The sequence below is a fragment of the Xanthomonas cissicola genome (genome assembly GCF_008801575.1).
Taxonomy (GTDB): domain Bacteria; phylum Pseudomonadota; class Gammaproteobacteria; order Xanthomonadales; family Xanthomonadaceae; genus Xanthomonas; species Xanthomonas cissicola.
Map to the genome: position 1 here is coordinate 37,875 of NZ_VZPL01000017.1, position 26,297 is coordinate 64,171.

The following is a 26,297-nucleotide window of genomic DNA, read 5'->3' on the forward strand; positions in this document are numbered from 1 at the left end:
ATTGAAATGAAAGCGGCGGCTCCACACGGAGCCGCAGCCGATCTTTCGCGTTGCTGCAACCTCAGCGAATGGGTCGATGGGAATTCAGCTGCTGGCCGCGCGCACCGCATCCGGTAGCGCGGCGCTCTTGCCGGTCTGCGTATCGATCCACACCACCACCACGTTGCCATCGGAGTACAGCTTGCTGTCGTCCTTCTGGTCGAAGATGCGGTGGCCGATGGTCACGCTGCTGGTGCCCAGGCGTTCGACGAACAACTCGACGGTGATGTCGTTGGGCCAGATCAACGGCTGCTTGTAGTTGACATTGGTGGCGGCAACCACCGGCGCGATGCGGTCGGTCATGGCCACGCCTTGCACGCCCAGCATCCAGCGCACGCGCGCTTCTTCCAGATAGGACACGTACTTGGCGTTGTTGACATGGCCCATGCTGTCCATATCGCGCCAGCGCACGCTGATCGGGATGCGTGCCAGAATCTTGTGTTCGCTCATCAGCTTGCCTTCTTCTTCGCAGTCTTCTTGGTGGCGGATTTGGCAGCCTTGGCCACCTTCTCCGGTTTGACCTTGCGCGGCGGACGCGCATCAGGCTTGTTGGCCATTGCCGCCGGACGCGTCTCGCGCGCCTTCACCGACGGCAGCATCTTGGCCAGGAACTGCCCGGTGTAGGACGCCTTGTGTGCAGCCACTTCTTCCGGCGTACCGGAGACCAGGATGGTGCCGCCACGATGACCGCCTTCCGGGCCCAGATCCACGATCCAGTCGGCGGTCTTGATCACGTCCAGATTGTGTTCGATCACCACCACCGTGTTGCCTTCGTCGCGCAGCTTGTGCAGCACGCCGAGCAACGCTTCGATATCGTGGAAGTGCAGCCCGGTGGTCGGCTCGTCGAGGATGTACAGGGTGCGCCCGGTATCGCGCCGCGACAGCTCCTTGGACAGCTTGACGCGCTGCGCCTCGCCGCCGGAGAGCGTGGTCGCGCTCTGGCCCAGCTTGATGTAGCTCAATCCCACATCGACCAGTGTTTCCAGCTTGCGCGCGATCGACGGCACCGGCTCGAACAGGCGCAGCGCATCTTCCACGGTCATCTGCAGCACGTCGCTGATGTTGAAGCCCTTGTAGCGGATCTCCAGCGTTTCGCGGTTGTAGCGCTTGCCGTGGCAGACGTCGCAGGGCACGTAGACATCGGGCAGGAAGTGCATCTCCACCTTGATCATGCCGTCGCCCTGGCAGGCCTCGCAGCGGCCGCCACGCACGTTGAAGCTGAAGCGGCCCGGCGAATAGCCGCGTGCACGCGCCTCGGGCACCTGCGCGAACAGCTCGCGCAAGGGCGTGAACATGCCGGTATAGGTCGCCGGATTGGAACGGGGCGTGCGCCCGATCGGCGACTGGTCGATATCCACCACCTTGTCGAACAGGTCCAGGTTCTCGACTTCGCGATGCGGTGCCACCGTGTGCGAGGCGCCATTGATCTCGTTGGCCGCCAGGGTGAACAACGTGTCGTTGATCAACGTCGATTTGCCCGAGCCGGACACGCCGGTGATGCAGGTCAGCAGGCCGGCGGGAATATCCAGGTCGACATTCTTCAGGTTGTTGCCAGTGGCCCCGCGCAGATGCAGCATCATCTTCGGGTTGGGCTTGTGGCGCTGCTTGGGAATCTCGATGCGGCGCTTGCCCGACAGGTATTGGCCGGTCAACGAGCGTGGCGATTTCAGGATGTCGTCCAGCGTGCCTTGCGCGCAGATTTCGCCGCCATGCACGCCCGCACCGGGGCCGATGTCCAGCACGTGGTCGGCCAGGCGGATCGCATCTTCGTCATGCTCGACCACGATCACGGTGTTGCCCAGATCGCGCAACCGCGTCAGCGTGCCGAGCAGGCGTTCGTTGTCGCGTTGGTGCAGGCCGATCGAGGGCTCGTCCAGCACGTACATCACCCCGACCAGGCCGGCGCCGATCTGGCTGGCCAGGCGAATGCGCTGCGCCTCACCGCCGGACAATGTGTCGGCCTTGCGCTCCAGGGTGAGGTAATCCAGACCCACATCGACCAGGAAGCCCAGTCGCTCGCCGATTTCCTTGACGATCTTGGCCGCGATCTCGCCGCGCCAACCCGGCAGTGACAGGCCACGGAAAAAGCTCAACGCCTCGTTGACCGGCAGCACCACCAATTCCGGTAGTGGGCGATCGGCCACGAACACGTTGCGCGCAGCGCGATTCAAGCGCGTGCCGTTGCAGGCGGGGCAGGGTTGCTGGCTGACGTACTTGGTCAGTTCTTCGCGCACCGCCGGCGATTCGGTTTCGCGGTAACGGCGTTCCAGGTTCGGCAGGATGCCCTCGAAGCGATGCTTGCGCGTGGTGCGCCCGCCCGCATCGGTGAAGTAGGTGAAGCTGATCACCTCATCGCCGCTGCCGAACAGCACCGCCTGCCGCACCTTGGCCGGCAGCGTATTCCACACCGCATCCACGTCGAACTTGTAGTGCTTGGCCAGCGAAGCAATCAGCTGGAAATAATAGGCATTGCGTCGGTCCCAGCCGCGCACCGCGCCGGCCGACAGCGACAGTTCGGGATGCACGACCACGCGATCGGGATCGAAGAATTCGGCCACGCCCAGACCATCGCAGCTCGGGCAGGCGCCCACCGGTGCGTTGAACGAAAACAGTCGCGGTTCCAGCTCCGGCAGCGAGTAGTCGCACACCGGGCAGCTGTATTTGGACGAGAACAGGTGCGGCGCGGCCGCCGGGTCGTCCAGCGACTGCACCGCCACCATGCCTTCGCCGAGCTTGAGCGCGGTTTCGAAACTTTCCGCAAGACGCTGCTTGATGTCTTCGCGCGGACGAAAGCGGTCGATCACCGCTTCGATGGTGTGTTTCTGGCGCAATGCCAGCGGCGGCACCGCATCGATTTCGTAGAGTTCGCCGTCCACGCGCACGCGCACGAAGCCCTGCGCACGCAACTGTTCGAACACCTGCGCATGCTCGCCCTTGCGGTCGCGGATCACCGGGGCCAGCAACATGTAGCGCTGCTCCTGATCCTGGGCGAGCATGTGGTCGACCATCTGGCTGACGGTCTGCGCTTCCAGCGGGAAGCCATGGTCGGGGCAGCGCGGCTGGCCCACGCGTGCGTACAGCAGGCGCAGGTAGTCGTAGATCTCGGTGATCGTGCCGACGGTGGAGCGCGGGTTATGCGAGGTGGATTTCTGTTCGATCGAAATCGCTGGCGACAAGCCTTCGATGTGGTCCAGGTCCGGCTTTTCCATCACGCTGAGGAACTGGCGCGCATACGCCGACAGCGACTCGACGTAGCGGCGCTGGCCTTCTGCATAGATGGTGTCGAATGCCAGCGACGACTTGCCCGAGCCGGACAAGCCGGTGATCACGATCAGTTTGTCGCGGGGCAGGTCGAGGTCGATGTTCTTGAGGTTGTGCGTCCGCGCGCCGCGGATGCGGATGAAATCCATCGCCATGGGGGATCCGATGTCGGGCCGGCGAACCGGCAGTGGTGCGAGCGTGCTCAGCAGGAATGAGTGGCAGTCGATCAGCCTACCCGCCGACCTAGGTGAGGGCAATTGCCCCAAACGCCAGTCTGCCGGGGCCGTTGTGGCGGCCGGATGATGCGTTCTACCCGCCCAAGGCGGGCGGGTCGCGGCCAGACTGCTTGCGACTTGACCCGAAACCGGCTAGGCCAGTAGAATTCCGCTCCTGTCTGCCCCATGGGCAAGTCAGGCGACCATAATAACTACAGAGGAACACCTGGTCATGTACGCAGTTCTGGTAACCGGCGGTAAGCAATACCGCGTCGCGCAGGGCGAAACGCTCCGCGTGGAAAAGCTCGAAGTCGAAGCTGGCAACGAGATCAAGTTCGACACCATCCTGATGCTGGGCGATAGCGATGGCATCAAGCTGGGCGATGCGCTGAAGGGCGCCTCGGTCACCGCCAAGGTCGTGGCCCACGGCCGCGCCGACAAGGTGCGCATCATCAAGTTCCGCCGCCGCAAGCACCACATGAAGCGTCAGGGACACCGTCAGCACTACACCGAAATCGAGATCACCGGCATTGCCGGTGGCGACAAGAAGTAAGGAGAACCAGTCATGGCACATAAAAAGGGCGTAGGTTCCTCGCGCAACGGTCGCGATTCCAACCCGAAATACCTCGGCGTGAAGATCTTCGGTGGCCAGGCCATCGACGCCGGCAACATCATCGTGCGTCAGCGCGGCACCCAGTTCCATCCGGGCGCCGGCGTCGGCCTGGGTCGTGACCACACGCTGTTTGCGCTGGTCGACGGCAAGGTGGAGTTTTCCACCAAGGGTCCGAAGAAGCGTCGTACCGTCAGCGTGGTTGCCGAGGCGTAATCGCCCGCTCCATGCAGGCCAGTCCATGAGGCGGTAATGCCTTACGGGCAAGACGGAAAGCCCCGCTTTTGCGGGGTTTTTCGTTTGACGGCTGGGAATTGGGAATGGGGAGCAGGGAATCGGAAAAGCGATTCTGCCCCCCGGCCGGATTCCACGGCTGTGCTGGCAAGCATTCTTGCTGGCAGGAGGCGGCCACTCGCTGTGCCGATTCCCGATTCCCCATTCTCCATTCCCGGTTGTCATCCCATGAAGTTAGTCGACGAAGCAGAAATCCTGGTCACCGCCGGTAATGGCGGCAACGGCTGTGTCGGCTTTCGCCGCGAGAAGTTCATTCCGCTGGGTGGGCCCGATGGCGGCGATGGCGGTGCGGGCGGTAGCGTCTGGATCGTGGCCGACGAGAACGTCAACACGCTGGTCGATTTCCGCCATGAGCGCACCTTCAAGGCGCAGCGCGGCGAGAACGGCATGGGCCGCCAGGCCTACGGCAAGGGCGGCGAAGACCGCATCATCGTGGTGCCGGTCGGTACCGTGGTGATCAATGTGCAGACCGACGAAGTGATCGGCGACCTGACCCAGCACGGCGACCGCTTGCTGGTGGCCAAGGGCGGCAAGGGCGGCCTTGGCAACATGCATTTCAAGAGCTCGGTCAACCGCGCGCCGCGCCAGGCGACCACCGGTGAGGAGGGCGAAGAGCGTCTGCTCAAGCTGGAACTGAAGCTGCTGGCCGATGTCGGCCTGCTGGGTTTCCCCAATGCCGGCAAGAGCACCCTGATCCGTGCGGTGTCCGCGGCAACCCCGAAGGTGGCCGACTACCCGTTCACGACCCTGTATCCGAATCTGGGCGTGGTCAGTGTCGAGGCGTACCGCAGTTTCGTCATCGCCGACGTGCCGGGCCTGATCGAAGGCGCGGCCGACGGCGCTGGGCTGGGCACGCAGTTCCTGCGCCATTTGCAACGCACCCGCCTGCTGCTGCATCTGGTGGATATTTCGCCTGCTCTGGGCGTGTATGGCGAGGGCGGTGTGGACGGCGTATCGCCGGCCGATCAGGTGCGCACCATCGAGCGCGAGCTGGAACGGCACGATCCCGAGTTGCTGAAGAAGCCGCGCTGGCTGGTGCTCAACAAGGCCGACCTGATGTTCGAAGACGAGGCGCGTGCCGCTGCAGAAACCATCGTGGCCGAGTTGGGCTGGATGGCGCCGTGGTACCTGGTTTCCGCTCTCGGGCGCGATGGCACGTTCCCGATCATGAAAGACGTGATGGCATTCTTCGATCGCCAGCGCGAAGACGAGCTCGAAGCGCGCAATGCGGGCTGAGTGCAGGCGCAGGCACACAAAAAACCCGGCCAAGGCCGGGTTTTTCTGTATTGCCGGAAGCCAGGCTGCCGGCAATGCGCCAACTGGTCGCTTACGCGGCCTTGATGGCCTTGATGCGCGCGGTCAGGCGGCTCTTGTGGCGTGCAGCCTTGTTCTTGTGGATCAGGCCGCGGGCGCTGAAACGGTCGAGGATGGGCTGAGCAACGGCGAAAGCAGCTTCGGCGCCTGCAGCATCGTTGGCGTCAAGGGCCTTGATCACCTTCTTGACGGCGGTGCGCAGCATCGAGCGCTGACCGGTGTTGCGCTCATTGCGCACAATGGTCTGCTTGGCGCGCTTCTTGGCGGACTTGATATTGGCCACGGTGGTGGGTTCCTGAAAAATCGGTATGGTGGAAAAAGCAAGCGCGAAAGTATGATGGACCCGGATATGCACGTCAAGTCAGTTGTCAAGAGGGATGCAGCGTGAGCAAGCCCGGCATGTTGAGAGGCCTGCTCTCATTCAGCAGCATGACCATGATCTCGCGGGTGCTGGGCCTGATCCGCGACCAGGCGATTTCCACCACCTTCGGCGCCAATGCGGTGACCGACGCGTTCTGGGTGGCCTTTCGCATTCCCAATTTCCTGCGCCGGCTGTTCGCCGAGGGCTCGTTCGCCACCGCCTTCGTGCCAGTGTTCACCGAGGTCAAGGAGACCCGCCCGCATGCCGATCTGCGCGAGCTGATGGCGCGCGTGTCCGGCACCTTGGGCGGGATGTTGCTGCTGATCACCGCACTGGGGTTGATCTTCACCCCGCAACTGGCCGCGGTATTTTCGGATGGCGCGGCCACCGATCCTGAAAAATACGGTTTGTTGGTCGATCTGTTGCGGCTGACCTTTCCATTCCTGCTGTTCGTCTCGTTGACGGCGCTGGCCGGTGGCGCGCTCAACAGCTTCCAGCGTTTTGCCATTCCGGCGCTGACGCCGGTCATCCTCAATCTGTGCATGATTGCCGGCGCGCTGTGGTTGGCGCCGCGGTTGGACGTCCCGATCCTGGCGCTGGGCTGGGCGGTCCTGGTGGCCGGTGCGCTGCAGCTGCTGTTCCAGCTGCCGGCGCTGAAGGGCATCGACCTGCTGACGCTGCCGCGCTGGGGCTGGAATCACCCGGATGTGCGCAAGGTGCTGACCTTGATGATCCCGACCTTGTTCGGCTCGTCGATTGCGCAGATCAACCTGATGCTGGATACGGTGATCGCTGCGCGCCTGGCCGATGGGTCCCAATCGTGGCTGTCGCTGGCTGACCGGTTCCTGGAACTGCCGCTGGGTGTGTTCGGTGTGGCGCTGGGCACGGTGATCCTGCCGGCGCTGGCCCGCCATCACGTCAAGACCGACCGCAGCGCTTTCTCCGGCGCGCTGGACTGGGGATTTCGCACCACCTTGCTGATCGCGATGCCGGCCATGCTCGGCCTGCTGCTGCTGGCCGAACCGTTGGTGGCGACGTTGTTCCAGTACCGCCAGTTCACCGCGTTCGACACCCGCATGACTGCGATGTCGGTCTATGGTCTGAGCTTCGGTTTGCCGGCCTACGCCATGCTGAAGGTGCTGCTGCCGGCCTTCTACGCGCGCCAGGACACCCGCACGCCCGTGCGTGCGGGCGTGGCGGCGCTGATCGCCAACATGGTGTTCAACTTCGCATTGCTGGCGGTGGTGTACCAGATCATGGTGCCGCCCGAACTCAAGGCGCAGGGTGTGATGCAAGCGCTGGGCAAGCAGCCGGGCCTGCATCTGGCGTTGGGTATCGCCAGTGCATTGTCGAGTTATCTCAATCTGGGATTGCTGTGGTATTGGCTGGGCAAGTCCGGCGTGTACCAACGCCGCCCAGGCTGGGGGGGCTATACGCTGCGTCTGCTGCTGGCGTGCGCGGCGATGGCGGCAGTGCTGTTGAGCCTGCTGTGGTGGCTGCCGTCGTTTACGCAGATGGATAAATGGAGCCGCATCGGCTGGCTGGCGGTGCTGGTGGGCAGTGGCGGGGCGACGTATCTGGTCGCGCAGTTGGCGCTGGGGCTGCGGCCGCGGCATCTGCGCGAAGGCTGAGGCGACAGCCGAACGAATGCGCGGCACGGTCGCCTGCGCTGGCTGAGGTTGCGCATCCCCGCGCACCGCAGGCGGTGGCGCGCTGCCACGCCAAGGTGCCCATACGGCTTGACAGGCACGGCTATACTTGCAGGTTATGTATCAACGAGGGTCGGCCGGCGGGCCGGCATCTGTTTGGATCGAGGAATGAGCAGGCTGTTTAGAGACGTCGAAGGCGGGACGCTGTTCCCGCGCGGAAGCGTGGTCTGCATCGGTGCCTTCGATGGCCTGCATCTGGGGCATCGGACGCTGGTGCAACACGCCGTGGCGCGTGCCCGCGCACTCGGTGTGCCGGCAGTGGCGGTGAGCTTCGAGCCGCTACCGCGTGAATTCTTCGCACCCGCCGCGCCGCCGCCGCGTCTGACCCTGGCGCGCGCCAAGATCGAAGGCTTGTACGGGTTCGGCGCCGACAGCGTGGGCATGATCCGTTTCGACGGTCGCCTGTCCAAGATGCGTGCGGAAGATTTTGTGCGGCTGGCGCTGGTTGGCCGGCTGCGCGCGCGCGAAGTCTGGATTGGCCCGGAATTCCGTTTCGGCCATCGACGCAGCGGCGACATCGGCCTGTTGCGTACGCTTGGCGAGCAGCATGGGTTTGTGGCGGGCGAGATTGCGCCGGTGCATCTGCATGGGGAGCGGATTTCGGCGACGCGGATTCGCGAACTGCTCGGCGCCGGCGAATTCGCCCACGCTGGCGACTTGCTCGGTCGCCCGTACGCCATCGGTGGCCGGGTCGTGCGCGGCAAGCAGCTTGGTCGTACCTTGGGCTATCCCACCGCCAACCTGCGCTTTCCGCGCACGCCGGCGTTGTCGGGGATCTATGCGACCTGGGTGCATGGCGTGGCCGAGCGGCCGTGGCCGTCGGTCTCCAGCTTCGGCACGCGTCCCACCGTGGCGGGCGTGGAGCCGCTGCTGGAAGCGCACTTGTTCGACTTCCAGTGCGATCTGTATGGCCGGCACATTGCCGTCGAATTCGTTGCCAAGTTGCGCGACGAAGAAAAGTTCGATGGCCTGGAGGCGCTGACCGTGCAGATGCACCGCGATGCCGAGCAGGCACGTGAGGTACTGGCGGCGCATATGCGTTCTGAGCAACAACCCTCGACTACGGCGAGTCCCTCGCAAGAGCCCGCACGTCCATGTGCGGACTTCTCAAGCAATCCAGCGCAACGGTAGGTTCCTGTGACCCAAGATTACAAAGCCACTCTTCATCTGCCTGCGACGGAATTTCCGATGCGCGGCGACCTGCCCAAGCGCGAGCCGGCGATGCTGGAGCGCTGGGAGCGCGAGGGCTTCTACGCGCAACTGCGTGCCAATGCCGCGGGGCGGCCGCTGTTCGTGCTGCATGACGGCCCGCCGTATGCGAACGGCCAGATCCACCTCGGCCATGCGGTCAACAAGATCCTCAAGGACATCATCGTCAAGTCGAAATATCTGGCCGGCTTCGATGCACCGTATATCCCGGGCTGGGATTGCCATGGCCTGCCGATCGAGATCGCGATCGAAAAAAAATACGGTAAGGTCGGCGTCAAGCTCGATGCGGCCGAATTTCGGCAGAAGTGCCGCGAATACGCCACCGAGCAGATCGATCTGCAGCGGCGCGATTTCAAGCGCCTGGGCGTGATCGGCGATTGGGACAACCCGTACAAGACGCTGGATTTCCGATTCGAAGCCAACGAAATCCGCGCGCTGGCCAACGTGGTCGATAACGGCCACCTGACCCGCGGCGTCAAGCCGGTGCACTGGTGCTTCGATTGCGGTTCGGCGCTGGCCGAGGCCGAGATCGAATACGCCGACAAGGTGTCGCCGACCGTGGATATCGCCTATCCGGCGCGCGACCCGGCTGCGGTCGCTGCTGCGTTCGGCGCGAGCCTGCCGGTGGGCGTGGGCGTGGCGGTGCCGATCTGGACCACCACGCCGTGGACGCTGCCGGCGTCGCTGGCGGTGAGCCTGGGCGCGGAGCTGGACTATGTGCTGGTCGAAGGTCCGGCCGATCGCGGCCAGCCGCGCTGGCTGGTGATCGCCGAAGCGTTGGCTGCCAAGGCGCTGGCGCGGTACGGCGTGGGCGAGGTCGTGGTGCATGGGCACGCCAAGGGCGCGGCGCTGGAGCACATGCTGCTGAATCACCCGTTCTATGCCGAACGCGAGATCCCGCTGCTGCTGGGCGACCACGTGTCGGCCGAGGATGGTACCGGCGCGGTGCATACGGCACCCGGCCACGGCCAGGAGGACTATCAGGTCTCCAAGCAATATGGGCTGCTGGAGCGCTACGGCGCCGCGCAGATCAATCCGGTGGACGGGCGCGGCGTGTATCTGCCGTCGACCCCGCCGCTGCGCGACACCGTGCTGGCCGGGCTGCATATCTGGAAGGCGAACGACGTCATCATCGAAGCGCTGCGCGAGACCGGCGTGCTGCTGGCGGCCAGCAAGATGGAGCACAGCTACCCGCATTGCTGGCGCCACAAGACGCCGATTGCGTTCCGTGCCACGCCGCAGTGGTTCATCTCGATGGAGCAGGCCAACCTGCGTGCCGATGCGCTCAAGGCCATCGAAAACGTGCATTGGTATCCGTCCTGGGGCCAGGCGCGTATCGCCGGCATGGTCGACGGGCGCCCGGACTGGACCATCTCGCGGCAGCGCACCTGGGGCGTGCCGATCGCCTTGTTCGTGCATCGCGAAACCGGCGAGCCGCATCCGCGCAGCACCGAGTTGCTGCGCCAGGTCGCCGACCGCGTGGAGCAGGGCGGCGTGGATGTCTGGTACACGCTGGACGCGTCCGAGCTGCTGGGTAGCGAGGCGGCAGATTACGAGAAGATCACCGACATCCTGGATGTGTGGTTCGACTCCGGCGTGACGCACGAAGCGGTGCTTCCGGATCGTGGGCTGCCCAAGCCGGCCGACCTGTATCTAGAGGGTTCCGATCAGCATCGCGGCTGGTTCCAGTCGTCGCTGCTGAGTGGCGTGGCGATGGACAAGGCGGCGCCCTACAAGCAGTGCCTGACCCACGGTTTTACCGTGGACGAGCACGGCCGCAAGATGTCCAAGTCGCTGGGCAACGGCATCGAGCCGCAGGACATCATGAAGACGCTGGGCGCGGACATCCTGCGCCTGTGGATCGCCTCGGCCGACTACAGCAACGAGATGTCGCTGTCGCAGGAGATCCTCAAGCGCAACGCCGATGCCTACCGCCGCCTGCGCAATACCGCGCGCTTCCTGCTCGGTAACCTGCATGGCTTCGATCCGCTGCAGCACCTGGTGGCGCTGGACGAGATGGTGCTGCTGGACCGCTGGATCGTGCATCGCGCGCACGAGCTGCAGGAAAAGATCGTGGCCGCCTACGCGCGCTACGACTTCGCCGAGATCGTGCAGGCACTGCTGAACTTCTGCAGCGTGGACCTGGGCTCGCTGTACCTGGATGTCACCAAGGACCGCCTGTACACGATGGCCGAAGACGCGCGCGGCCGCCGTTCGGCGCAGAGCGCGATGTACCACGTGGCCGGGGCGTTCGTGCGCTGGATCGCGCCGGTATTGAGCTTCACTGCCGAGGAACTGTGGGGCTACCTGCCGGGCAAGCATGTCGACAACGTGCTCTTCGCCACCTGGTACGACGGCCTTGCGCCGTTGCCGGCCGACGCTGCGTTGAGCGGTGCGGATTTCGACAAGTTGCTGGTCCTGCGCGAGCAGGTGGCCAAGGTGCTGGAGCCGATGCGTGCCAATGGCGCGATCGGTGCGGCGCTGGAAGCGGAAATCACCGTGGCCGCCGATGCGCAGACCGCTGCGCGCTGGCAGCCGCTGGCCGAGGAACTGCGCTTCTTGTTCATCAGTGGCGACGTCACCGTGACCGCGGCCAGTACCGACGACATTTTCGTCAGTGCGCAGCCCACGACCAAGGCCAAGTGCGTGCGCTGCTGGCACCACCAGGCCAGCGTGGGCAGCGACCCGCGTCACCCGGAACTGTGCAGCCGTTGCGTCAGCAATATCGAAGGTCCGGGCGAGCGGCGTCGCTGGTTCTGAGGCCGCCTCGCCGGCGGCGCGTGGCAGGGACCTAGCCACGCACTGCCGGCGTCTGGCGCTGGCGCAGTCCGCGTCAGACGCCGGGGTAGCCCTGGTTGCTCTGCAGCGACGCGGCCGGTCGCGACGAGCGCCTGGCTTGCTGAAGCTTGGGGCACGCATTGGGGCAGGGCGGCGCGGCTGGTCGAGCTGCCCGTGCCATCCTTGTCCGGCTGCAAGCCAGCATCTGTCGTTTTCTGCCGCTGCCGTCACTCGACCTCCCACCCAGGCGTCTTCTCCGGCATCGGAGCAGCGGCCACCAACTGCGATCTTTCGACATGAGTCAACGCCCCAACCCCTCGGCCCTGATCTGGCTGCTGCTCTCTGCGCTGGTGGTCGGCCTGGATCAGTGGAGCAAGGCCTGGGTGCTGTCCAGCCTGCCCGAGTACACCCCGGTGCCGGTGATCGACGGCTTCTGGAATTGGTACCGCACCTACAACACCGGCGCAGCTTTCAGCTTTCTGAGCGATGCCGGCGGCTGGCAGCTGTGGTTCTTCACTGCGTTGGCGGTGGGTATCAGCGGCCTGCTGGCGTTCTGGCTCTCGCGCACCGCGCGGGGGCAGTGGCGCAGCGCGCTGCCATATGCGCTGGTGATCGGCGGGGCGATCGGTAACGTGATCGACCGGCTGATGCACGGCCACGTGGTTGATTTCATCCAGTGGTATATCGGCAGCCACACTTGGCCGTCCTTCAATATCGCCGACTCGGCGATCGTGGGCGGCGCGATCGGAATTGCCGTGTTCGGCTTGTTCGACAAATCCGACAAGCAGCAGCCGGGAACCGGGAATCTGCGCTGAAGCCTGCCTGCAGGCGCGTGCCGCCCGGTCCGACCCCGCATCCCTCATTCCCGTAGAATGCCCGCCATGGATGTCCTGCTCGCCAATCCCCGTGGTTTTTGTGCCGGTGTCGACCGTGCGATCGAGATCGTCAAGCGTGCGATCGAAACGCTGGGCGCGCCGATCTATGTGCGGCACGAGGTCGTGCACAACCGCTTCGTGGTCGACGACCTCAAGCAGCGCGGCGCGATCTTCGTCGAAGAACTCGACGAGGTGCCCGACGATGCCACGGTGATCTTCAGCGCGCACGGCGTCTCGCAGGCGGTGCGTCAGGAAGCCGAGCGGCGTGGACTGAAGGTGTTCGACGCCACCTGCCCCCTGGTGACCAAGGTGCATTTCGAGGTGGCGCGGCACTGCCGGGCAGGACGCGACGTGGTGCTGATCGGCCATGCCGGGCACCCGGAAGTGGAAGGCACGATGGGGCAATGGAGCCGCGAGCGCGGGGCGGGCACGATCTATCTGGTCGAAGACATCGAGCAGGTCGCCACGCTGGATGTCCGCCAACCCGATAACCTTGCCTATACCACCCAGACCACCCTGTCGGTGGACGACACCATGGGGATCATCGAGGCCTTGCGTGCGCGCTACCCGGCGATGCAGGGCCCGCGCCACGACGATATTTGCTACGCCACCCAGAACCGCCAGGACGCGGTGCGCGATCTGGCGCGCCAGTGCGATCTGGTGCTGGTGGTCGGTTCGCCCAACAGCTCCAATTCCAACCGGTTGAGCGAGCTGGCCCGGCGCGACGGGGTGGAGTCCTACCTGATCGACAATGCCAGCGAGATCGACCCGGCCTGGATCGTCGGCAAGCAGCATATCGGCCTGACCGCCGGCGCCTCCGCGCCGCAGGTGCTGGTCGATGGCGTGCTGGAGCGCTTGCGCGAACTGGGCGCGGCCGGCGTTTCCGAGCTGGAAGGCGAGCCGGAATCGATGGTCTTCGCGCTGCCCAAGGAGCTGCGCTTGCGTCTGGTCAGCTAAGACGACGCCCTCCGGCAAGGCGAAGCACGTTCGGCGATTGACCCAGGGGGCGCTGCGCTCCTACAATTCACGGCTCGCCGGAATAGCTCAGTTGGTAGAGCGGCGCATTCGTAATGCGTAGGTCGTAGGTTCGATTCCTATTTCCGGCACCACGCTCCAAGACTGGGTCGGCTCATGCCGGCCCAGTTGCGTTTTGAGGCGTCGAGAACCCGGCGTTTCACGTAGCTCTCGCATGCATTGCACGCGCGCAAACCTGCCCCATTTGCAAACGCAACGGCGCAATTCTTGCCTCGCGCCGCGCTGCGACAACATGTCGCACAAATTGGCGCGCTTTTATTGCGTCAGATCATTGCCAATGGGTTTCGTGCAGGTGCAGCAAAGACTAAAATTAGCGCGCTAACCCGTGTCTTCGGTCTGCGCAGTTCATCTCCTCCAGGAAGACGGCTGCGTCGGGAACATCCCAGGACCGATACGACGAACGAGGCTGGCGTTCCTTCGCACTTGGATCGACCGATGATTCCGCTGAAACAGCTCGGGCGTTTACTTCGTCCAGGTCTGATGTTGCCCTTCCTGCTGCTGGCAGGCTGCAACTCGGCCATCCTCAATCCGAAAGGCCAGATCGGCCACGACGAAAAGCAACTGCTGATCACCTCGGTGGTGCTGATGCTAATCGTGGTCATTCCGGTGATCGTGATGACGATTGCGTTCGCGTGGAAATATCGCGCCTCCAACACCAAGGCGCGCTACGAGCCGGACTGGTCGCACTCCACCGCCATCGAAGTGGTGGTGTGGTCGATCCCGTGCGTGATCATCCTGGTGCTTGCGGTGCTGACCTGGCGCTCGTCGCACGCGCTGGACCCGTACCGGCCGCTGGATTCGGACGTCAAGCCGATCACTATCGAAGCGGTATCGCTGGACTGGAAGTGGATGTTCATCTATCCCGACCAGAACATCGCCACCGTCAACGAGATCGCGTTCCCGGTGCACACGCCGCTGAACTTCAAGATCACCTCCGACACGGTGATGAACTCGTTCTTCATCCCGCACCTGGGCACCATGATCTACGCCATGGCGGGCATGGAAACCAAGCTGCACCTGGTGGCCAACGAGCCGGGCGAATACTTCGGCCTGTCGACCAACTACAGCGGTCATGGCTTTTCGAAGATGAGCTTCAAGGCGCACGCCGTCGATCAGGCCGGCTTCGAGGCCTGGGTGGCCAAGGTCAAGGCATCGCCGACCGCGTTGAACGCTGCCGAGTACCAGGTGCTGGCAGCCAATCGCAACGACAAGGAACAGTATCCGGTCACCTACTACTCGTCGGTGCAGGACGGCATGTTCCGCTCGCTGGTCGACAAATACATGAATGGTCCGGGCCACAGTAAAGGCCACGGCGACCATCAGGCATCGGCTACGGAGCCGGTCGCCATGTGCACTTCTGGAGACAAGTGATGCTAGGCAAACTCACCATCGAGGCAGTTCCGTACCACGAGCCGATCATCATGGTCGCGCTTGGTGGTGCCGGCCTGCTCGGCCTGCTCATCGCGGGCGCCATCACCAAGTACAAGCTGTGGGGCTATCTCTGGAAAGAGTGGTTCGCCTCGGTGGATCACAAGCGCATCGGCGTGATGTACATCATCGTGGCGCTGGTCATGCTGCTGCGCGGCTTTGCCGACGCGGCGATGATGCGCACCCAGCAGGCGCTGGCCGGCGGCGGTGGCGAGGGCGTGCTGCCCCCGCATCACTACGACCAGATCTTTACCGCGCACGGCGTGATCATGATCTTCTTCATGGCCATGCCGTTCATGACCGGCCTGTTGAACCTGATCGTGCCGCTGCAGATCGGTGCGCGCGACGTGGCGTTCCCGTTCCTGAACTCGCTGAGCTTCTGGCTGTTCGTGGCCGGTGCGGCGCTGATCAACATCTCGCTGGGCGTGGGTGAATTCGCGCAGACCGGTTGGCTGGCGTATCCGCCGTTGTCGGGGCTGGAATACAGTCCGGGGGTCGGTGTCGATTACTACATCTGGGCATTGCAGGTGTCCGGCTTAGGCACATTGCTGACCGGCATCAACTTCTTCGTGACGATCATGCGCATGCGCGCGCCGGGCATGACCCTGATGCGCATGCCGATCTTCACCTGGACTGCGCTGATCACCAACATCCTGATCATCGCCGCGTTCCCGATCCTGACCGTGGCGTTGGCGCTGCTCGGTGCCGACCGTTACCTGGGCACGCACTTCTTCACCAATGACGGTGGCGGCAACGCCATGATGTACGTCAACCTGATCTGGATCTGGGGTCACCCAGAGGTCTACATCCTGATCCTGCCGGCATTCGGCATCTTCTCCGAGTTGATCGCGACCTACAGCCGCAAGCGCCTGTTCGGCTACACCTCGATGGTGTACGCCACCTCCTGCATCGGCGTGCTGTCGTTCGTGGTGTGGTTGCACCACTTCTTCACCATGGGCTCGGGCGCCAACGTCAATGCCTTCTTCGGCATCACGACGATGATCATCTCGATCCCGACTGGCGTGAAGATCTTCAACTGGCTATTCACCATGTTCCGCGGTCGCGTGCACATGACCTCGCCGGTGCTGTGGACGATCGGCTTCATCATCACCTTCACCATCGGCGGCATGACCGGCGTGATGCTGGCGATTCCGGCGGTGGACTTCGTGCTGCACAACAGCCTGTTTCTGATCGCGCACTTCCATAACGTGATCATCGGCGGCGTGGTGTTCGGTTACCTGGCGGGCCTGACCTACTGGTTCCCGAAGGCGTTCGGCTTCAAGCTCAACGAAAAGATCGGCAAGGCCTCGTTCTGGTGCTGGATCATCGGCTTCTTCGTAGCCTTCATGCCGCTGTACGTGCTCGGCTTCATGGGCATGACCCGTCGCATGAACACCTACAACCACCCCGAATGGGCGCCGTGGCTGTACGTTGCCGCCGTGGGTGCTGCGATCATCGGCATGGGCATCTTCTTGAACCTGGTGCAGATCGGTTACAGCGTGTGGAAGCGCAAGGAGCACATGGACTACACGGGCGACCCGTGGGATGGCCGTACGCTGGAATGGGCAACTTCCTCGCCGCCGCCGTTCTACAACTTCGCCGTGCTGCCGCACATCGACGACCGCGATCAGTTCTGGGCCGACAAGCAGAACGGCAAGGGCTGGGTGCGTCCGTCCAAGTACGAAGCGATCCACATGCCGCGTAACACCGGCGCCGGCGTCTACATCGGTGCCTTCAGCGTGCTGCTGGGCTTCGGTCTGATCTGGCACATCTGGTGGCTGGCCATCATTGGCCTGGTGGGCATGATCGGCAGCTTCATCGCACGCACCTTCGATGACGACATCGATTACTGGGTGCCGGCCGACGAAGTGGAGCGCATCGAAAACGCACGTTTCGCCCTGCTCGAACAGCAACAAGCGGCGCAGGCCGCGAAGGTGGTATGACCATGGCTTCCTCGACCACGCTTGACCACGCCGCCCACGCGGGCGGCCACGATCACGACCACGAGCATCACGACGGCGGTGGCAACACCGTCTTCGGGTTCTGGGTCTACCTGATGAGCGACTGCCTGCTGTTTGCCGGTCTGTTCGCCACCTATGCGGTGCTCTCCGGCGCCACGGTGGACGGGCCGACTGCCAAGGAGCTGTTCGATCTGAAGTTCTTGCTGGTGGAAACCTTCCTGCTGTTGTTCAGCAGCCTGAGCTTCGGCTTTGCGATGATTGCCGCGCACAAGCGCAAAATGGGTGGCCTGTACGGCTGGCTGGCGGTGACCGCGCTGCTGGGTATCGGCTTCCTGTGCATGGAAGTGTGGGAGTTCAACCATCTGATTCATGAAGGTGCCGGCCCGGGGCGCAGCGCGTTCCTGTCGGCGTTCTTCACCCTGGTGGGCACGCACGGCCTGCACGTGGCCTCCGGCCTGCTGTGGATGGCCGTGCTGGTGATCCAGATTTCCAAGAACGGCCTGACAGCGCGCAACAGCACGCGTCTGGCCTGTCTGAGCCTGTTCTGGCACTTCCTGGACATCATCTGGATCGGTGTGTTCACCGTCGTCTATCTGCTGGGAGCGCTGTAATGGCCAATCACCACCACACCGATACCGCTGCCGACGCGCATGCCGGCGGCCTGAAGTCCTACCTGATCGGCTTTGTGATGGCCGTGATCCTCACCGTCATCCCGTTTGCGATGGTGATGAGCGGCGCATTCTCCAAAGGCGTCACCATCGTGGTGATCTCGGTCATGGCCGCGGTGCAGATGCTGGTGCACATGGTGTACTTCCTGCATATGGACCGCACGCCCGAGCAGCGCTCCAACGTGCAGGTGGGCCTGTTCTCGCTGCTGATCATCGGCATCGTGATCGTGGGTTCGCTGTGGGTGCTGCACAACATGAACGTCAACATGATGCATTGAGACGGCCGCTAGCCGGGTCGATGTCCCGTTGAAGAAGAAGCCGCCAAGCAATTGGCGGCTTTTTTTTCGCCCGCAGCATGACCAATGGCATACGGGGAAGCACAGGCAGGCGCTTAGCATCGTGGACTTGCCTGTTTCAGGTCACCTGCGGAGTTGCGATGAAAATGCCCGCCCTGTTGTCCGTGTCGTTGCTGGCGGCGTTGTCGCTGCCCGCGGCTGCGCAAACCGCACCGCCGCAGGACGTGCCGTTCGACGGCACCTTGAAGATCGACGTGGATGCCACCGATCTGGCGCACCGCATCTTCAAGGTCAAGACCACCATGCCGGCCAAGCCGGGCCCGATGACGCTGCTATACCCGCAGTGGATTCCCGGCAATCATTCGCCGACCGGACCGATCGATAAGCTTGCCGGTCTGGTGATCAAGGTCGATGGCAAGGTGGTGCCATGGAAGCGCGACCAGTTCGACGTCTATGCGTTCAAGGTGGATGTGCCACAAGGCGCCACCGAGCTGACGGCCGAGTTCAAGTTCCTCTCGCCGCAGGCCGGCAACCAGGGCCGGGTGATGATGACCCCGGAAATGCTCAACCTGCAGTGGAACACCACGGCGCTGTACCCGGCCGGTTATTTCGCGCGCAACATCAAGGCGCAGGCCAGCGTCACGCTGCCGGCCGGCTGGAGCTATGCCACGGCACTGGAAACCGATCGCCGCGTCGGCGACACGGTGAGCTTCAAGCCGATCGATTTCGACGACCTGGTCGATTCGCCGATGTTCGCCGGCAAGTACTACAAGCGCGTGGAACTGAGCACCGGCAAGCAGCCGGTCTATCTCAACGTGTTCGCCGATGAAGCCAAATCGTTGGAGGCCAAGCCCGAGCAGATCAAGGCGCATGCTGCGTTGGTGCAGCAGATGGACAAGCTGTACGGCGCGCGTCATTTCGACCATTACGAATTCCTGCTGGCGCTGACCAAGAAGCTGGGCGGCATCGGCCTGGAGCATCACCGTTCCAGCGAAAACAGCGGCCCGCCGAATTACTTCACCGAGTGGGACAAGAGCTGGACCATGCGCGACCTGCTGGCGCACGAGTTCAACCACTCCTGGAACGGCAAGTACCGCCGTGGCGCCGACCTGGCAACGCCGAACTTCAACGTGCCGATGGGCGACAGCCTGTTGTGGCTGTACGAAGGTCAGACCCAGTTCTGGGGCGAAGTGGTGGCGGCCCGTTCGGGCCTGTGGACGCAGGACCAGGCGCGCGACATGCTGGCCGGCGTCGCGGCAACCTACGAGCGCGGCCGCCCCGGCATGGCCTGGCGCACGGTGCAGGACACCACCAACGACCCAACCATGTCGATGCGGCGTCCGAAGGCGTACCGCAGCTATCAGATGAGCGAGGACTATTACTCCGGCGGCCAGATGATGTGGCTGGAAGTGGATAGCAAGCTGCGCGCGCTCACCAACAACAAGCGCTCCATCGACGATTTCGCCAAGGCGTTCTTCGGCATGAAGAACGGCGATTGGGACGTCAATCCGTACACCTTCGACGACATCGTGAGCACGCTCAACGGCGTGGCCGCATACGATTGGGCCAGCCTGTTGCGCGAGCGCATGGACGGGCACGGTTCGTTGAACGGCGGCATCGAAGTCAACGGCTGGAAGCTGGTCTACAACGACGAGCCGAACCTGGCGATCAAGACCTACGAGAGCAACGAGAACGACGTCAGCCTGACCTATTCGCTGGGCCTGTCGCTGGAAGGCTCGGGTGAAGTCAACGAGGTGTTATGGGACAGCCCGGCGTTCAATGCGGGCATCATCAACGGCAACACCCTGGTGGCCGTCAACGGCCGCGCCTTCAGCGCCGATGTGATCAAGGATGCGATCAAGGCGGCCAAGGGCACCACTGCGCCGATCGAACTGCTGGTCAAGCGCGGCGACCGCTACGAAACCGTCCGCATCGACTACCACGGCGGTCTGCTGTATCCGCATCTGGAACGCGTCGCCGGCAAGCCGGATCGCCTGAGCGAGTTGTACAAGGCGCGCTAAGTGGCGCACGCCCACGTCGTTGATCGGCGTGGGATCGGTGGAATCCAAGCGGCATGGCCGGTCTTCACCGGTCATGCCGCTGTTGTGTGAGCGCAGCTGGTCAATCGCTTGCACTACACAACAGTAAGTCGTCGAATTGCCCGAATCCCGAATCCCGAATCCCGAATCCCGATTCCCGAATCCCGATTCCCGATTCCCGATTCCCGATTCCGCAAAGCCCTGCGTCGCGCACACTGAGACCGTCAGCCACTATCCTGCTGCTTCAGCAACGATGGGCAAGAACGATGGCGAAGGCGAAAACGGCCTATGTCTGCGGCGAGTGCGGTGCCGAGTACACCAAGTGGCAGGGGCAGTGCACCGAATGCGGTGTCTGGAACACGCTGAGCGAAATCGTGCTCGAAAGCGCCACCCCGGGCGGCAAGACATCGCCAGCGGCATCGCGGCGTAGCGGCTGGGCCGGCAAGGCCGAGGCACCCAAGATCACTGCGCTCAAGGACGTGCAGCAGTCCGAGCAGGCGCGCGTCTCCACCGGTATCGGCGAGTTCGATCGGGTGCTGGGTGGCGGGCTGGTGGAAGGGGCGGTGGTGCTGATCGGCGGCGACCCCGGGATCGGCAAGTCGACGTTGCTGCTGCAGGCGCTGGCGAGCATGGCCTCCACGTTGCCGGTGTTGTATGTGACCGGCGAGGAATCGCTGGCCCAGGTGGCCGGGCGCGCGGTGCGCCTGGATCTGCCGCTGGAAGGCCTGAACGCCCTGGCCGAAACCGGCATCGAAAACATCCTGCAGCACGCCAGCGTGGCCCGGCCGAAGCTGATCGTGGCCGATTCGGTACAAACCTTGTGGACCGAGTCGTTGACCGCAGCGCCGGGCTCGGTGAGCCAGGTGCGCGAGAGCGCAGCGCGGCTGGTGCGCTATGCCAAGGAAACCGGCACCGCGGTGTTTCTGGTCGGCCATGTGACCAAGGAAGGCGGCATCGCCGGGCCACGCGTGCTCGAGCACATGGTCGATGCGGTGCTGTATTTCGAAGGCGAGAGCGGCAGCCGGTTCCGCCTGCTGCGTGCGTTCAAGAACCGCTTCGGTGCGGTCAACGAACTGGGCGTGTTCGCCATGGGCGAGAAGGGCCTCAAGGAGGTCTCCAACCCGTCGGCGATCTTCCTGTCCGGCGGTAGCACCCAGCAGCCGGGCAGTTGCGTGATGGTCACCCGCGAAGGCACCCGCCCGCTGATGGTGGAGGTACAGGCGCTGGTGGATGCATCGCCGTTGTCCAACCCACGCCGGGTTGCGGTGGGTCTGGAGCAGAACCGGCTGGCGATGTTGCTGGCGGTACTGCATCGCCATGGCGGTATCGTGGTGGGCGACCAGGACGTGTTCGTCAATGTGGTGGGCGGCATCCGCGTGCAGGAAACCGCGGCCGATTTGCCGGTGCTGCTGGCAGTGCTGTCGTCGCTGCGCGACCGGCCGCTGTCCGAAAAGACCATCGCGTTCGGCGAAGTGGGGCTGTCTGGCGAAATCCGCCCGGTGCCCAATGGCGAGGACCGCCTGAAGGAAGCAGCGACGCATGGTTTCAAGCGTGCCATCGTGCCCCGCGCCAATGCGCCCAAGACCACCAGCATCAAGGGCATGGAAATCATTGCGGTGGAGCGCTTGAGCCAGGCATTGGAAGCGGCGGCGGACTGAAGCCGCGCGGCGCGCGCATGTTGCGATAGGCCAGGCCAGCGACCTGCCGACGCGACGCAAGCACCGCATTGGCCATGTTCGGGAGCAGTATGCAGCCATCGTTCCGACCGATTGCCGGACGACCATCGATGGTCGTCCGGCTTGGTCACTACAGGTGCGGCCGTGCTGTCACCTTCAAAAAACGCTGAGCGCAGAGGCGTCGCGCGCCTTTCAGACCTGCTCCGTGAGGCGGGCACGGCATGCGCCGCGGGGCAACCGGACGCCTGCAAACCGTTTGTCGGACAAACGCCGGGATTTGCATTTGGTTGTCGAGAAAGCGTTTTCAGAAAGAGTGAGGCTATGGCAACATGCGCGGCCCGTTGCACTGCGCACCGGATCACAGACACCGCTCACTGCCGTTTTCAGGAGAATCACGATGGAATGGATGTTGCTGCCGCTCAAGCGCTACGCCGACTTCAACGGTCGCTCGCGTCGCAAGGAATACTGGATGTTCGCGCTGATGCAGTTCCTGGTGCTGTTCGTGTTTGGCGGCCTGTTTGCCGTTGCCGCAGTGGCGATGGAGAACGAGAACGGCCCTGGCGCGCTGGCTTGGCTGATCTGTGCGGTCATGGTGCTCGCTTGTCTGGCGTTGATCGTGCCCGGCATTGCAGTCACGGTGCGCCGCCTGCACGACCAGGACAAGTCCGGCTGGTTTTACCTGATCAGCCTGGTGCCGTATGTTGGCGCTTTCGTGTTGCTGGTCTTCATGTGCATCGAAGGCACGCCCGGCCCGAACCAATACGGCGAAAATCCCAAGCAGTAACTCGCGCGTTATGAAAGCGGACAACGGCGCAGGGGTCTCCCTGCGCCGTTGTCGTTTGTGAGTGCGCCAACGGTGCCATGCGCGTCGCCCATAGGCGGAACGTCACTGCTCCGCAGACGGGTGTCCGGATCCGGACCCCCAGACATGGACGGTGGCGACACAGCGACATGCTTGGGGCGTCTTTCGCTCAGCAGTCCCGGGGCAGCTGACAGTGCCTCATTCGTCGCTGCCACACCGCTGTAGAGATGCAGCGATATCGCTCAACGCTGATCAGCATGTACCCCGCGCTGTGCAGTGAGCGATGCAGTTGCAGTCGTATGGCCCGCACCTGCAGAACTCGAGTTGCGACACAGCCTGCGGGCCAGGTGCGCGTGTAGATCGCTCTGCCTTTGAGAGCGTGCCGACGCTCATCGTGTCATCAAACACCCTTCGCTTTAACGCAAGCGAGAGTGCGCAATGCAGATCGCAGATCGGCAGCGGTGCGCTTGCTCAGCAGGCGGCTGCGTGATGTGCAGGGCCAAGGCTTGGGCTCACGGCCTTGCTCATTGTCGTTGCCTCCGTATCGTGCAGCGCGAGCTCCAACTTGTAGCCGTGCGAATAGACGGTTCTGATGCGCACTGCGCTGCTGTCACTGCTCAGCTGCAGTTTCTTGCGCAACTTGTAGATGTGCTGCTCCATGGTGCGGTCGGTGAATTCGGTGTGGCTGCCCCAGACGGCCTTGGCCAGTTGGCAACGCCGGAAACACACGCCGGGGCTGGAAAAGAGCAGCCAGGCAATTGAGAACTCGCGTGCGGTCAATACGATCGGCTTGCCGTCCAGATAGACGGTATTTTCATCGCGGATCAACCGGTATGGACCAACGCTCAGGTGCTGCGTCTCCGAGCAGGCATGCGCCACCGGCGATATCGCCAGCGCCGCGCGCACGTGTAACTCGTGCGAATTGAAAGGCAGCGCAAGGACTTCCTGCGCGCCTGCGCGATACCAGGCCAGAATGTTGTCTGCGCAATCGAAACGTCCAAGCACGATCAACGGGGTGGGCTGGCCGCTATGGCAGCGCTGCCATGCCAGCAGTGAACTGTCATCGGCGGCGACATAGCTGGCATCGAAGATCAGCAGCTCGCACGGCGAATGCCGCAGCGTACGCAAAAGCTCCAGTTCATCGGAAAACGTCGAGACATTGCGCGCAAGCGGTGCGAGGCTGGCGTTGACCTGCGAGACCAGGCGCGCATCCTGCGTCAACAGGAACACCGATCCGGCGTTGGGGGGAGAGTGGTCGTTCATTTAGGCGGCCTTCGCGTGTCGGCGTACAAGCCACGCATGGGGCGGGCGCCGGTGCTGGTCGGCCAATGCCAGGACAAAATCCATCTTCAAAGATCGCTGCATCGTCGGACCAGTCGGTTGGCGGGGGAGAGTCCAGCGGAGCTGGACGAATGGTATGTACCATTGCCGGGACCAAAAGTTTCACACTTGCGTACGCGGCTTCGGATTTGTCGCCAGCGGCTTTAGCTCGCGCTCATTTAGACGTAACAGAGCTCTTACATAGCGGGCATGTCTGGTCCGAATGCAATCGCTACATGCAGTCATGCAGCAAGGCATGGACCGACACGCGTGACCAGAGACATCGGTCCGCCGAGGTCTAGACCAACCTATTGCGATTGGTCGTGTGATCGCGCGTGACTGGAATAGGTCGGCAGCGATCTGCCCTCGTGTCATGTCTGCTTCTCTCGATCAAATGCGCTTGGGCATACGTGTCCGTACAGTCATCGGGCATCGCCTTGGTCATCGCCGACAGCCATCAATGCGCATGGACGCAGCGCGTTCGCAGACGTTGTCCGACTGTGCCTTGGATATTGGCGCAGACCGGCGATATCAATACTCAACCGGATGGCGCGAAATATCTGGCGTTACGACGACGTCGACGGTGTGCAACTGCGCTTTGCGCCGCGAAAAAACGCATCACATGGATGTTCGACAGAGTGAGCTTTTTTGATTTTTTCGATGGCTTTCAGAGAGAAATTCTATTGGATCCGCTGCATACAATCGTTTGCGCCAGCGAGTTAGGCGCCTGTTGTCTTTTGCTCCGCCCCCCCAAAGAGAGAGACCGGCATGATCCTTTCCACTTACTTTGCAGCGATCTCTGCGGTGTCCTACGCAGAACGTCTTCCTACGTATACGAGCAGGATGCTGGTTGGTGCTTGGCCACAGGGACTGCAACATCTCCAACAGCGACGCGACGGACAGGGCGCTGTGGATGGCGCCGATGATGAGGTCAGTTTGTTCGGTGCCAGCGGCGATGCGTTGCTGATCCTGGAATATCAGGAAGAGGCCGAAGATGCGTATCGGCAGGCCTTGAAGGCAATGCGCGGGCATCAGCGCCAATTGCGCCTGCTGTCGTGCAGGAACACCGCCTGGTTGATGCTGAGCCAGCGGCGCCTGAGCGCGGCGTTGAATTGCTTTGCGCAGTTGGCAATGGACCGCGAAACGTCGCCCAGCCTGTGCGGCGAGAGCCTGCTGGGCAAGTCGCTGGCCCACTTCCATCTCGGCCAGAGTACGTTGGCCTTGCAGACCCTGGAGCGCGCCAGCGAGGTGCTGGCCGACCTGGAGAGCGGGGCGTCGGAATGGCTGCGGATCGCCACTGCGCTGCGTCTGGACATGATTGCGCAGCTGCGTATCCGTCGCTCCGATCGCATGAGCGACCATGTGTTCTGGCAAGCCACGCTGCGCCAGGAAGATGCCGCGCATGCCTTCGAGCCCAGCGACCTGCGCGCCTGCATCGCCGATCTGGCAGAAAGCATGCCGGTGCTGGCGCAGCGCATGCGGCATGTGCGTAGCCTGCTGCGTATTGCCGGTGGCGACACCTTCGGCTTCGACGCGCAGATCGACGCATTGCCGGCCGCGGCCACCGGCTGCCCGCCGTGCGCGCGTCAGGACGCGCAGGTGGAGCTGGCGCTGGCGGCATTGGCGGTGGGCCGTGCCGATCTTGCCGAGCGTGCGCTGGCCGGCGCCGGTCGGCATCATGCGCCGCGCTGGAATCTGGAGTTCGAGTACTGCCAGGCCAAGATCAGCCAGGCGATGGGGCGCACCGAACAAGCGTTACTGCTCTACAACCGCTACGCGCTGGACGCGGTGCAGTGTCTGCGCAGCGAAGTGCAAGCGCCGCGCTTGCTGGAAAGCGGCACACCGGCCCACGTCAGCGACGATATCTCCGCCCGGTTGCCGGCCAAGTATCGACGCGCCTACAGCTACATGATCACCAATGCGCATCGCTCGGATCTGTCGATCAACGAAGTGGCCGCACAGATCGGAGTCACCGGGCGCGCGCTGCAGCAAGCCTTCAAGTCGGCTACCGGGCTATCGCCGACGCAGGTGCTGCGCCGTTACCGGATGCAAAGCATCCGCGACGAACTGCTGGCCGAAGGCGGCTGCGGCAGTGTGTTGCAGGCGGCCAGTCGTTGGGGCGTCGGTAGTCGTTCGGCGTTGGCCAAGGGCTATCGCCAGCACTTCAATGAAGCGCCGATGGAGACCTTGCAGCGGTAATTTCCGCAACCCACGGATTGGTAGCGCTACCGATCCGTGGTGGGTCAACCCGACGCGGTGCAGTGCGCGTCGCTGTGCGCAACGGAGGGCAGGGGCCAAACTGAGACGTGCGTGCAATGTGGGTTCCGGCTATCCTTTCCGGCTGGCACTGGCACCCAGGGGGACGCGTCCGAGGATGGGCGTCGTCGCCGAGGAAACGACGACCGAT

20 protein-coding genes and 1 tRNA gene are annotated in these 26,297 nt (G+C 63.5%); 17 read left to right on the forward strand and 4 right to left on the reverse strand.

The genetic code is table 11. From position 1 onward, the window contains the following. Positions 1 to 84 precede the first annotated feature (84 nt). Positions 85 to 489: an acyl-CoA thioesterase gene (locus tag F7R02_RS09655; RefSeq protein ID WP_003484331.1), complete on the reverse strand. Its 405-nt coding sequence runs from the start codon at positions 487 to 489 to the stop codon at positions 85 to 87. Beyond that, complete coding sequence (uvrA, locus tag F7R02_RS09660; RefSeq protein WP_016849413.1) at positions 489 to 3,455, reverse strand: excinuclease ABC subunit UvrA; 2,967 nt, start codon at positions 3,453 to 3,455, stop codon at positions 489 to 491. Before uvrA ends, F7R02_RS09655 begins: the two co-directional genes overlap by 1 nt. A gap of 292 nt (positions 3,456 to 3,747) precedes the next feature. Between uvrA and rplU the strand changes: the two genes are divergently transcribed. The 3 genes from rplU to obgE all read left to right on the forward strand — a co-directional run bounded on the left by rplU (position 3,748) and on the right by obgE (position 5,655). Further along, entirely contained in the window at positions 3,748 to 4,068 is a 321-nt protein-coding gene (gene rplU / locus F7R02_RS09665) for a 50S ribosomal protein L21 (RefSeq protein ID WP_003484328.1), read from the forward strand. Positions 4,069 to 4,080: 12 nt separating this feature from the next. Next, a complete protein-coding gene (gene rpmA / locus F7R02_RS09670) occupies positions 4,081 to 4,341 on the forward strand; it encodes a 50S ribosomal protein L27 (RefSeq protein ID WP_003484326.1) in 261 nt (86 codons plus the stop codon). 246 nt (positions 4,342 to 4,587) lie between these two features. Continuing rightward, positions 4,588 to 5,655 carry a GTPase ObgE gene (obgE, locus tag F7R02_RS09675; RefSeq protein ID WP_059028527.1) on the forward strand — a complete coding sequence of 356 codons (1,068 nt, stop codon included), beginning with the start codon at positions 4,588 to 4,590 and terminating at the stop codon, positions 5,653 to 5,655. A 91-nt stretch (positions 5,656 to 5,746) separates the two neighbouring features. On the opposite strand, the gene rpsT is transcribed toward obgE, so the two are convergent. Continuing rightward, on the reverse strand, positions 5,747 to 6,016 hold the full coding sequence (gene rpsT, locus F7R02_RS09680; RefSeq protein ID WP_003484323.1) for a 30S ribosomal protein S20: 270 nt from the start codon (positions 6,014 to 6,016) through the stop codon (positions 5,747 to 5,749). Positions 6,017 to 6,132: 116 nt separating this feature from the next. Here rpsT and murJ point away from each other — a divergent pair, with 116 nt between their 5' ends. The 13 genes from murJ to F7R02_RS09745 all read left to right on the forward strand — a co-directional run bounded on the left by murJ (position 6,133) and on the right by F7R02_RS09745 (position 22,552). Continuing rightward, a complete protein-coding gene (gene murJ, locus F7R02_RS09685; protein ID WP_078590501.1) occupies positions 6,133 to 7,725 on the forward strand; it encodes a murein biosynthesis integral membrane protein MurJ in 1,593 nt (530 codons plus the stop codon). A 186-nt stretch (positions 7,726 to 7,911) separates the two neighbouring features. Then, positions 7,912 to 8,934 carry a bifunctional riboflavin kinase/FAD synthetase gene (locus tag F7R02_RS09690; RefSeq protein WP_078590503.1) on the forward strand — a complete coding sequence of 341 codons (1,023 nt, stop codon included), beginning with the start codon at positions 7,912 to 7,914 and terminating at the stop codon, positions 8,932 to 8,934. Positions 8,935 to 8,940: 6 nt separating this feature from the next. Continuing rightward, positions 8,941 to 11,772 (forward strand): isoleucine--tRNA ligase, encoded by a 2,832-nt coding sequence (gene ileS / locus F7R02_RS09695; RefSeq protein ID WP_078590505.1) that lies wholly within the window; start codon positions 8,941 to 8,943, stop codon positions 11,770 to 11,772. A gap of 314 nt (positions 11,773 to 12,086) precedes the next feature. After that, positions 12,087 to 12,605 (forward strand): signal peptidase II, encoded by a 519-nt coding sequence (gene lspA / locus F7R02_RS09700; protein WP_005928801.1) that lies wholly within the window; start codon positions 12,087 to 12,089, stop codon positions 12,603 to 12,605. A gap of 66 nt (positions 12,606 to 12,671) precedes the next feature. After that, the gene (gene ispH / locus F7R02_RS09705; RefSeq protein WP_003484303.1) at positions 12,672 to 13,622 is read left to right on the forward strand and encodes a 4-hydroxy-3-methylbut-2-enyl diphosphate reductase; all 951 of its coding nucleotides are present in this window, start codon (positions 12,672 to 12,674) and stop codon (positions 13,620 to 13,622) included. A 76-nt stretch (positions 13,623 to 13,698) separates the two neighbouring features. Further along, positions 13,699 to 13,774 (forward strand) — tRNA-Thr (locus F7R02_RS09710). 361 nt (positions 13,775 to 14,135) lie between these two features. Further along, positions 14,136 to 15,071, forward strand: a complete 936-nt coding sequence (cyoA, locus tag F7R02_RS09715) for a ubiquinol oxidase subunit II (RefSeq protein ID WP_003484300.1) — start codon at positions 14,136 to 14,138, stop codon at positions 15,069 to 15,071. Further along, a complete protein-coding gene (cyoB, locus tag F7R02_RS09720) occupies positions 15,071 to 17,071 on the forward strand; it encodes a cytochrome o ubiquinol oxidase subunit I (protein WP_078590507.1) in 2,001 nt (666 codons plus the stop codon). Before cyoA ends, cyoB begins: the two co-directional genes overlap by 1 nt. Next, entirely contained in the window at positions 17,068 to 17,700 is a 633-nt protein-coding gene (gene cyoC / locus F7R02_RS09725) for a cytochrome o ubiquinol oxidase subunit III (protein WP_172397268.1), read from the forward strand. Before cyoB ends, cyoC begins: the two co-directional genes overlap by 4 nt. Further along, on the forward strand, positions 17,700 to 18,035 hold the full coding sequence (cyoD, locus tag F7R02_RS09730) for a cytochrome o ubiquinol oxidase subunit IV (protein ID WP_003484294.1): 336 nt from the start codon (positions 17,700 to 17,702) through the stop codon (positions 18,033 to 18,035). The genes cyoC and cyoD overlap by 1 nt, the downstream gene beginning before the upstream one ends. A 158-nt stretch (positions 18,036 to 18,193) precedes the next feature. Further along, positions 18,194 to 20,074 (forward strand): M61 family metallopeptidase, encoded by a 1,881-nt coding sequence (locus F7R02_RS09735; RefSeq protein WP_167521004.1) that lies wholly within the window; start codon positions 18,194 to 18,196, stop codon positions 20,072 to 20,074. Positions 20,075 to 20,358: 284 nt separating this feature from the next. Next, the gene (radA, locus tag F7R02_RS09740) at positions 20,359 to 21,750 is read left to right on the forward strand and encodes a DNA repair protein RadA (protein WP_003484290.1); all 1,392 of its coding nucleotides are present in this window, start codon (positions 20,359 to 20,361) and stop codon (positions 21,748 to 21,750) included. Between the two features lie 415 nt (positions 21,751 to 22,165). Next, complete coding sequence (locus tag F7R02_RS09745; protein ID WP_078590509.1) at positions 22,166 to 22,552, forward strand: DUF805 domain-containing protein; 387 nt, start codon at positions 22,166 to 22,168, stop codon at positions 22,550 to 22,552. 489 nt (positions 22,553 to 23,041) lie between these two features. Here the strand turns inward: F7R02_RS09745 and F7R02_RS09750 are convergent, their stop codons facing one another. Next, complete coding sequence (locus F7R02_RS09750) at positions 23,042 to 23,833, reverse strand: response regulator transcription factor (RefSeq protein WP_078590511.1); 792 nt, start codon at positions 23,831 to 23,833, stop codon at positions 23,042 to 23,044. Between the two features lie 900 nt (positions 23,834 to 24,733). On the opposite strand from F7R02_RS09750, the gene F7R02_RS09755 reads away from it, so the two are divergent. Beyond that, positions 24,734 to 26,089, forward strand: coding sequence for a helix-turn-helix transcriptional regulator (locus F7R02_RS09755; RefSeq protein WP_172397269.1), 1,356 nt, complete (start codon positions 24,734 to 24,736; stop codon positions 26,087 to 26,089). The last annotated feature ends 208 nt before the right edge of the window (positions 26,090 to 26,297 follow it).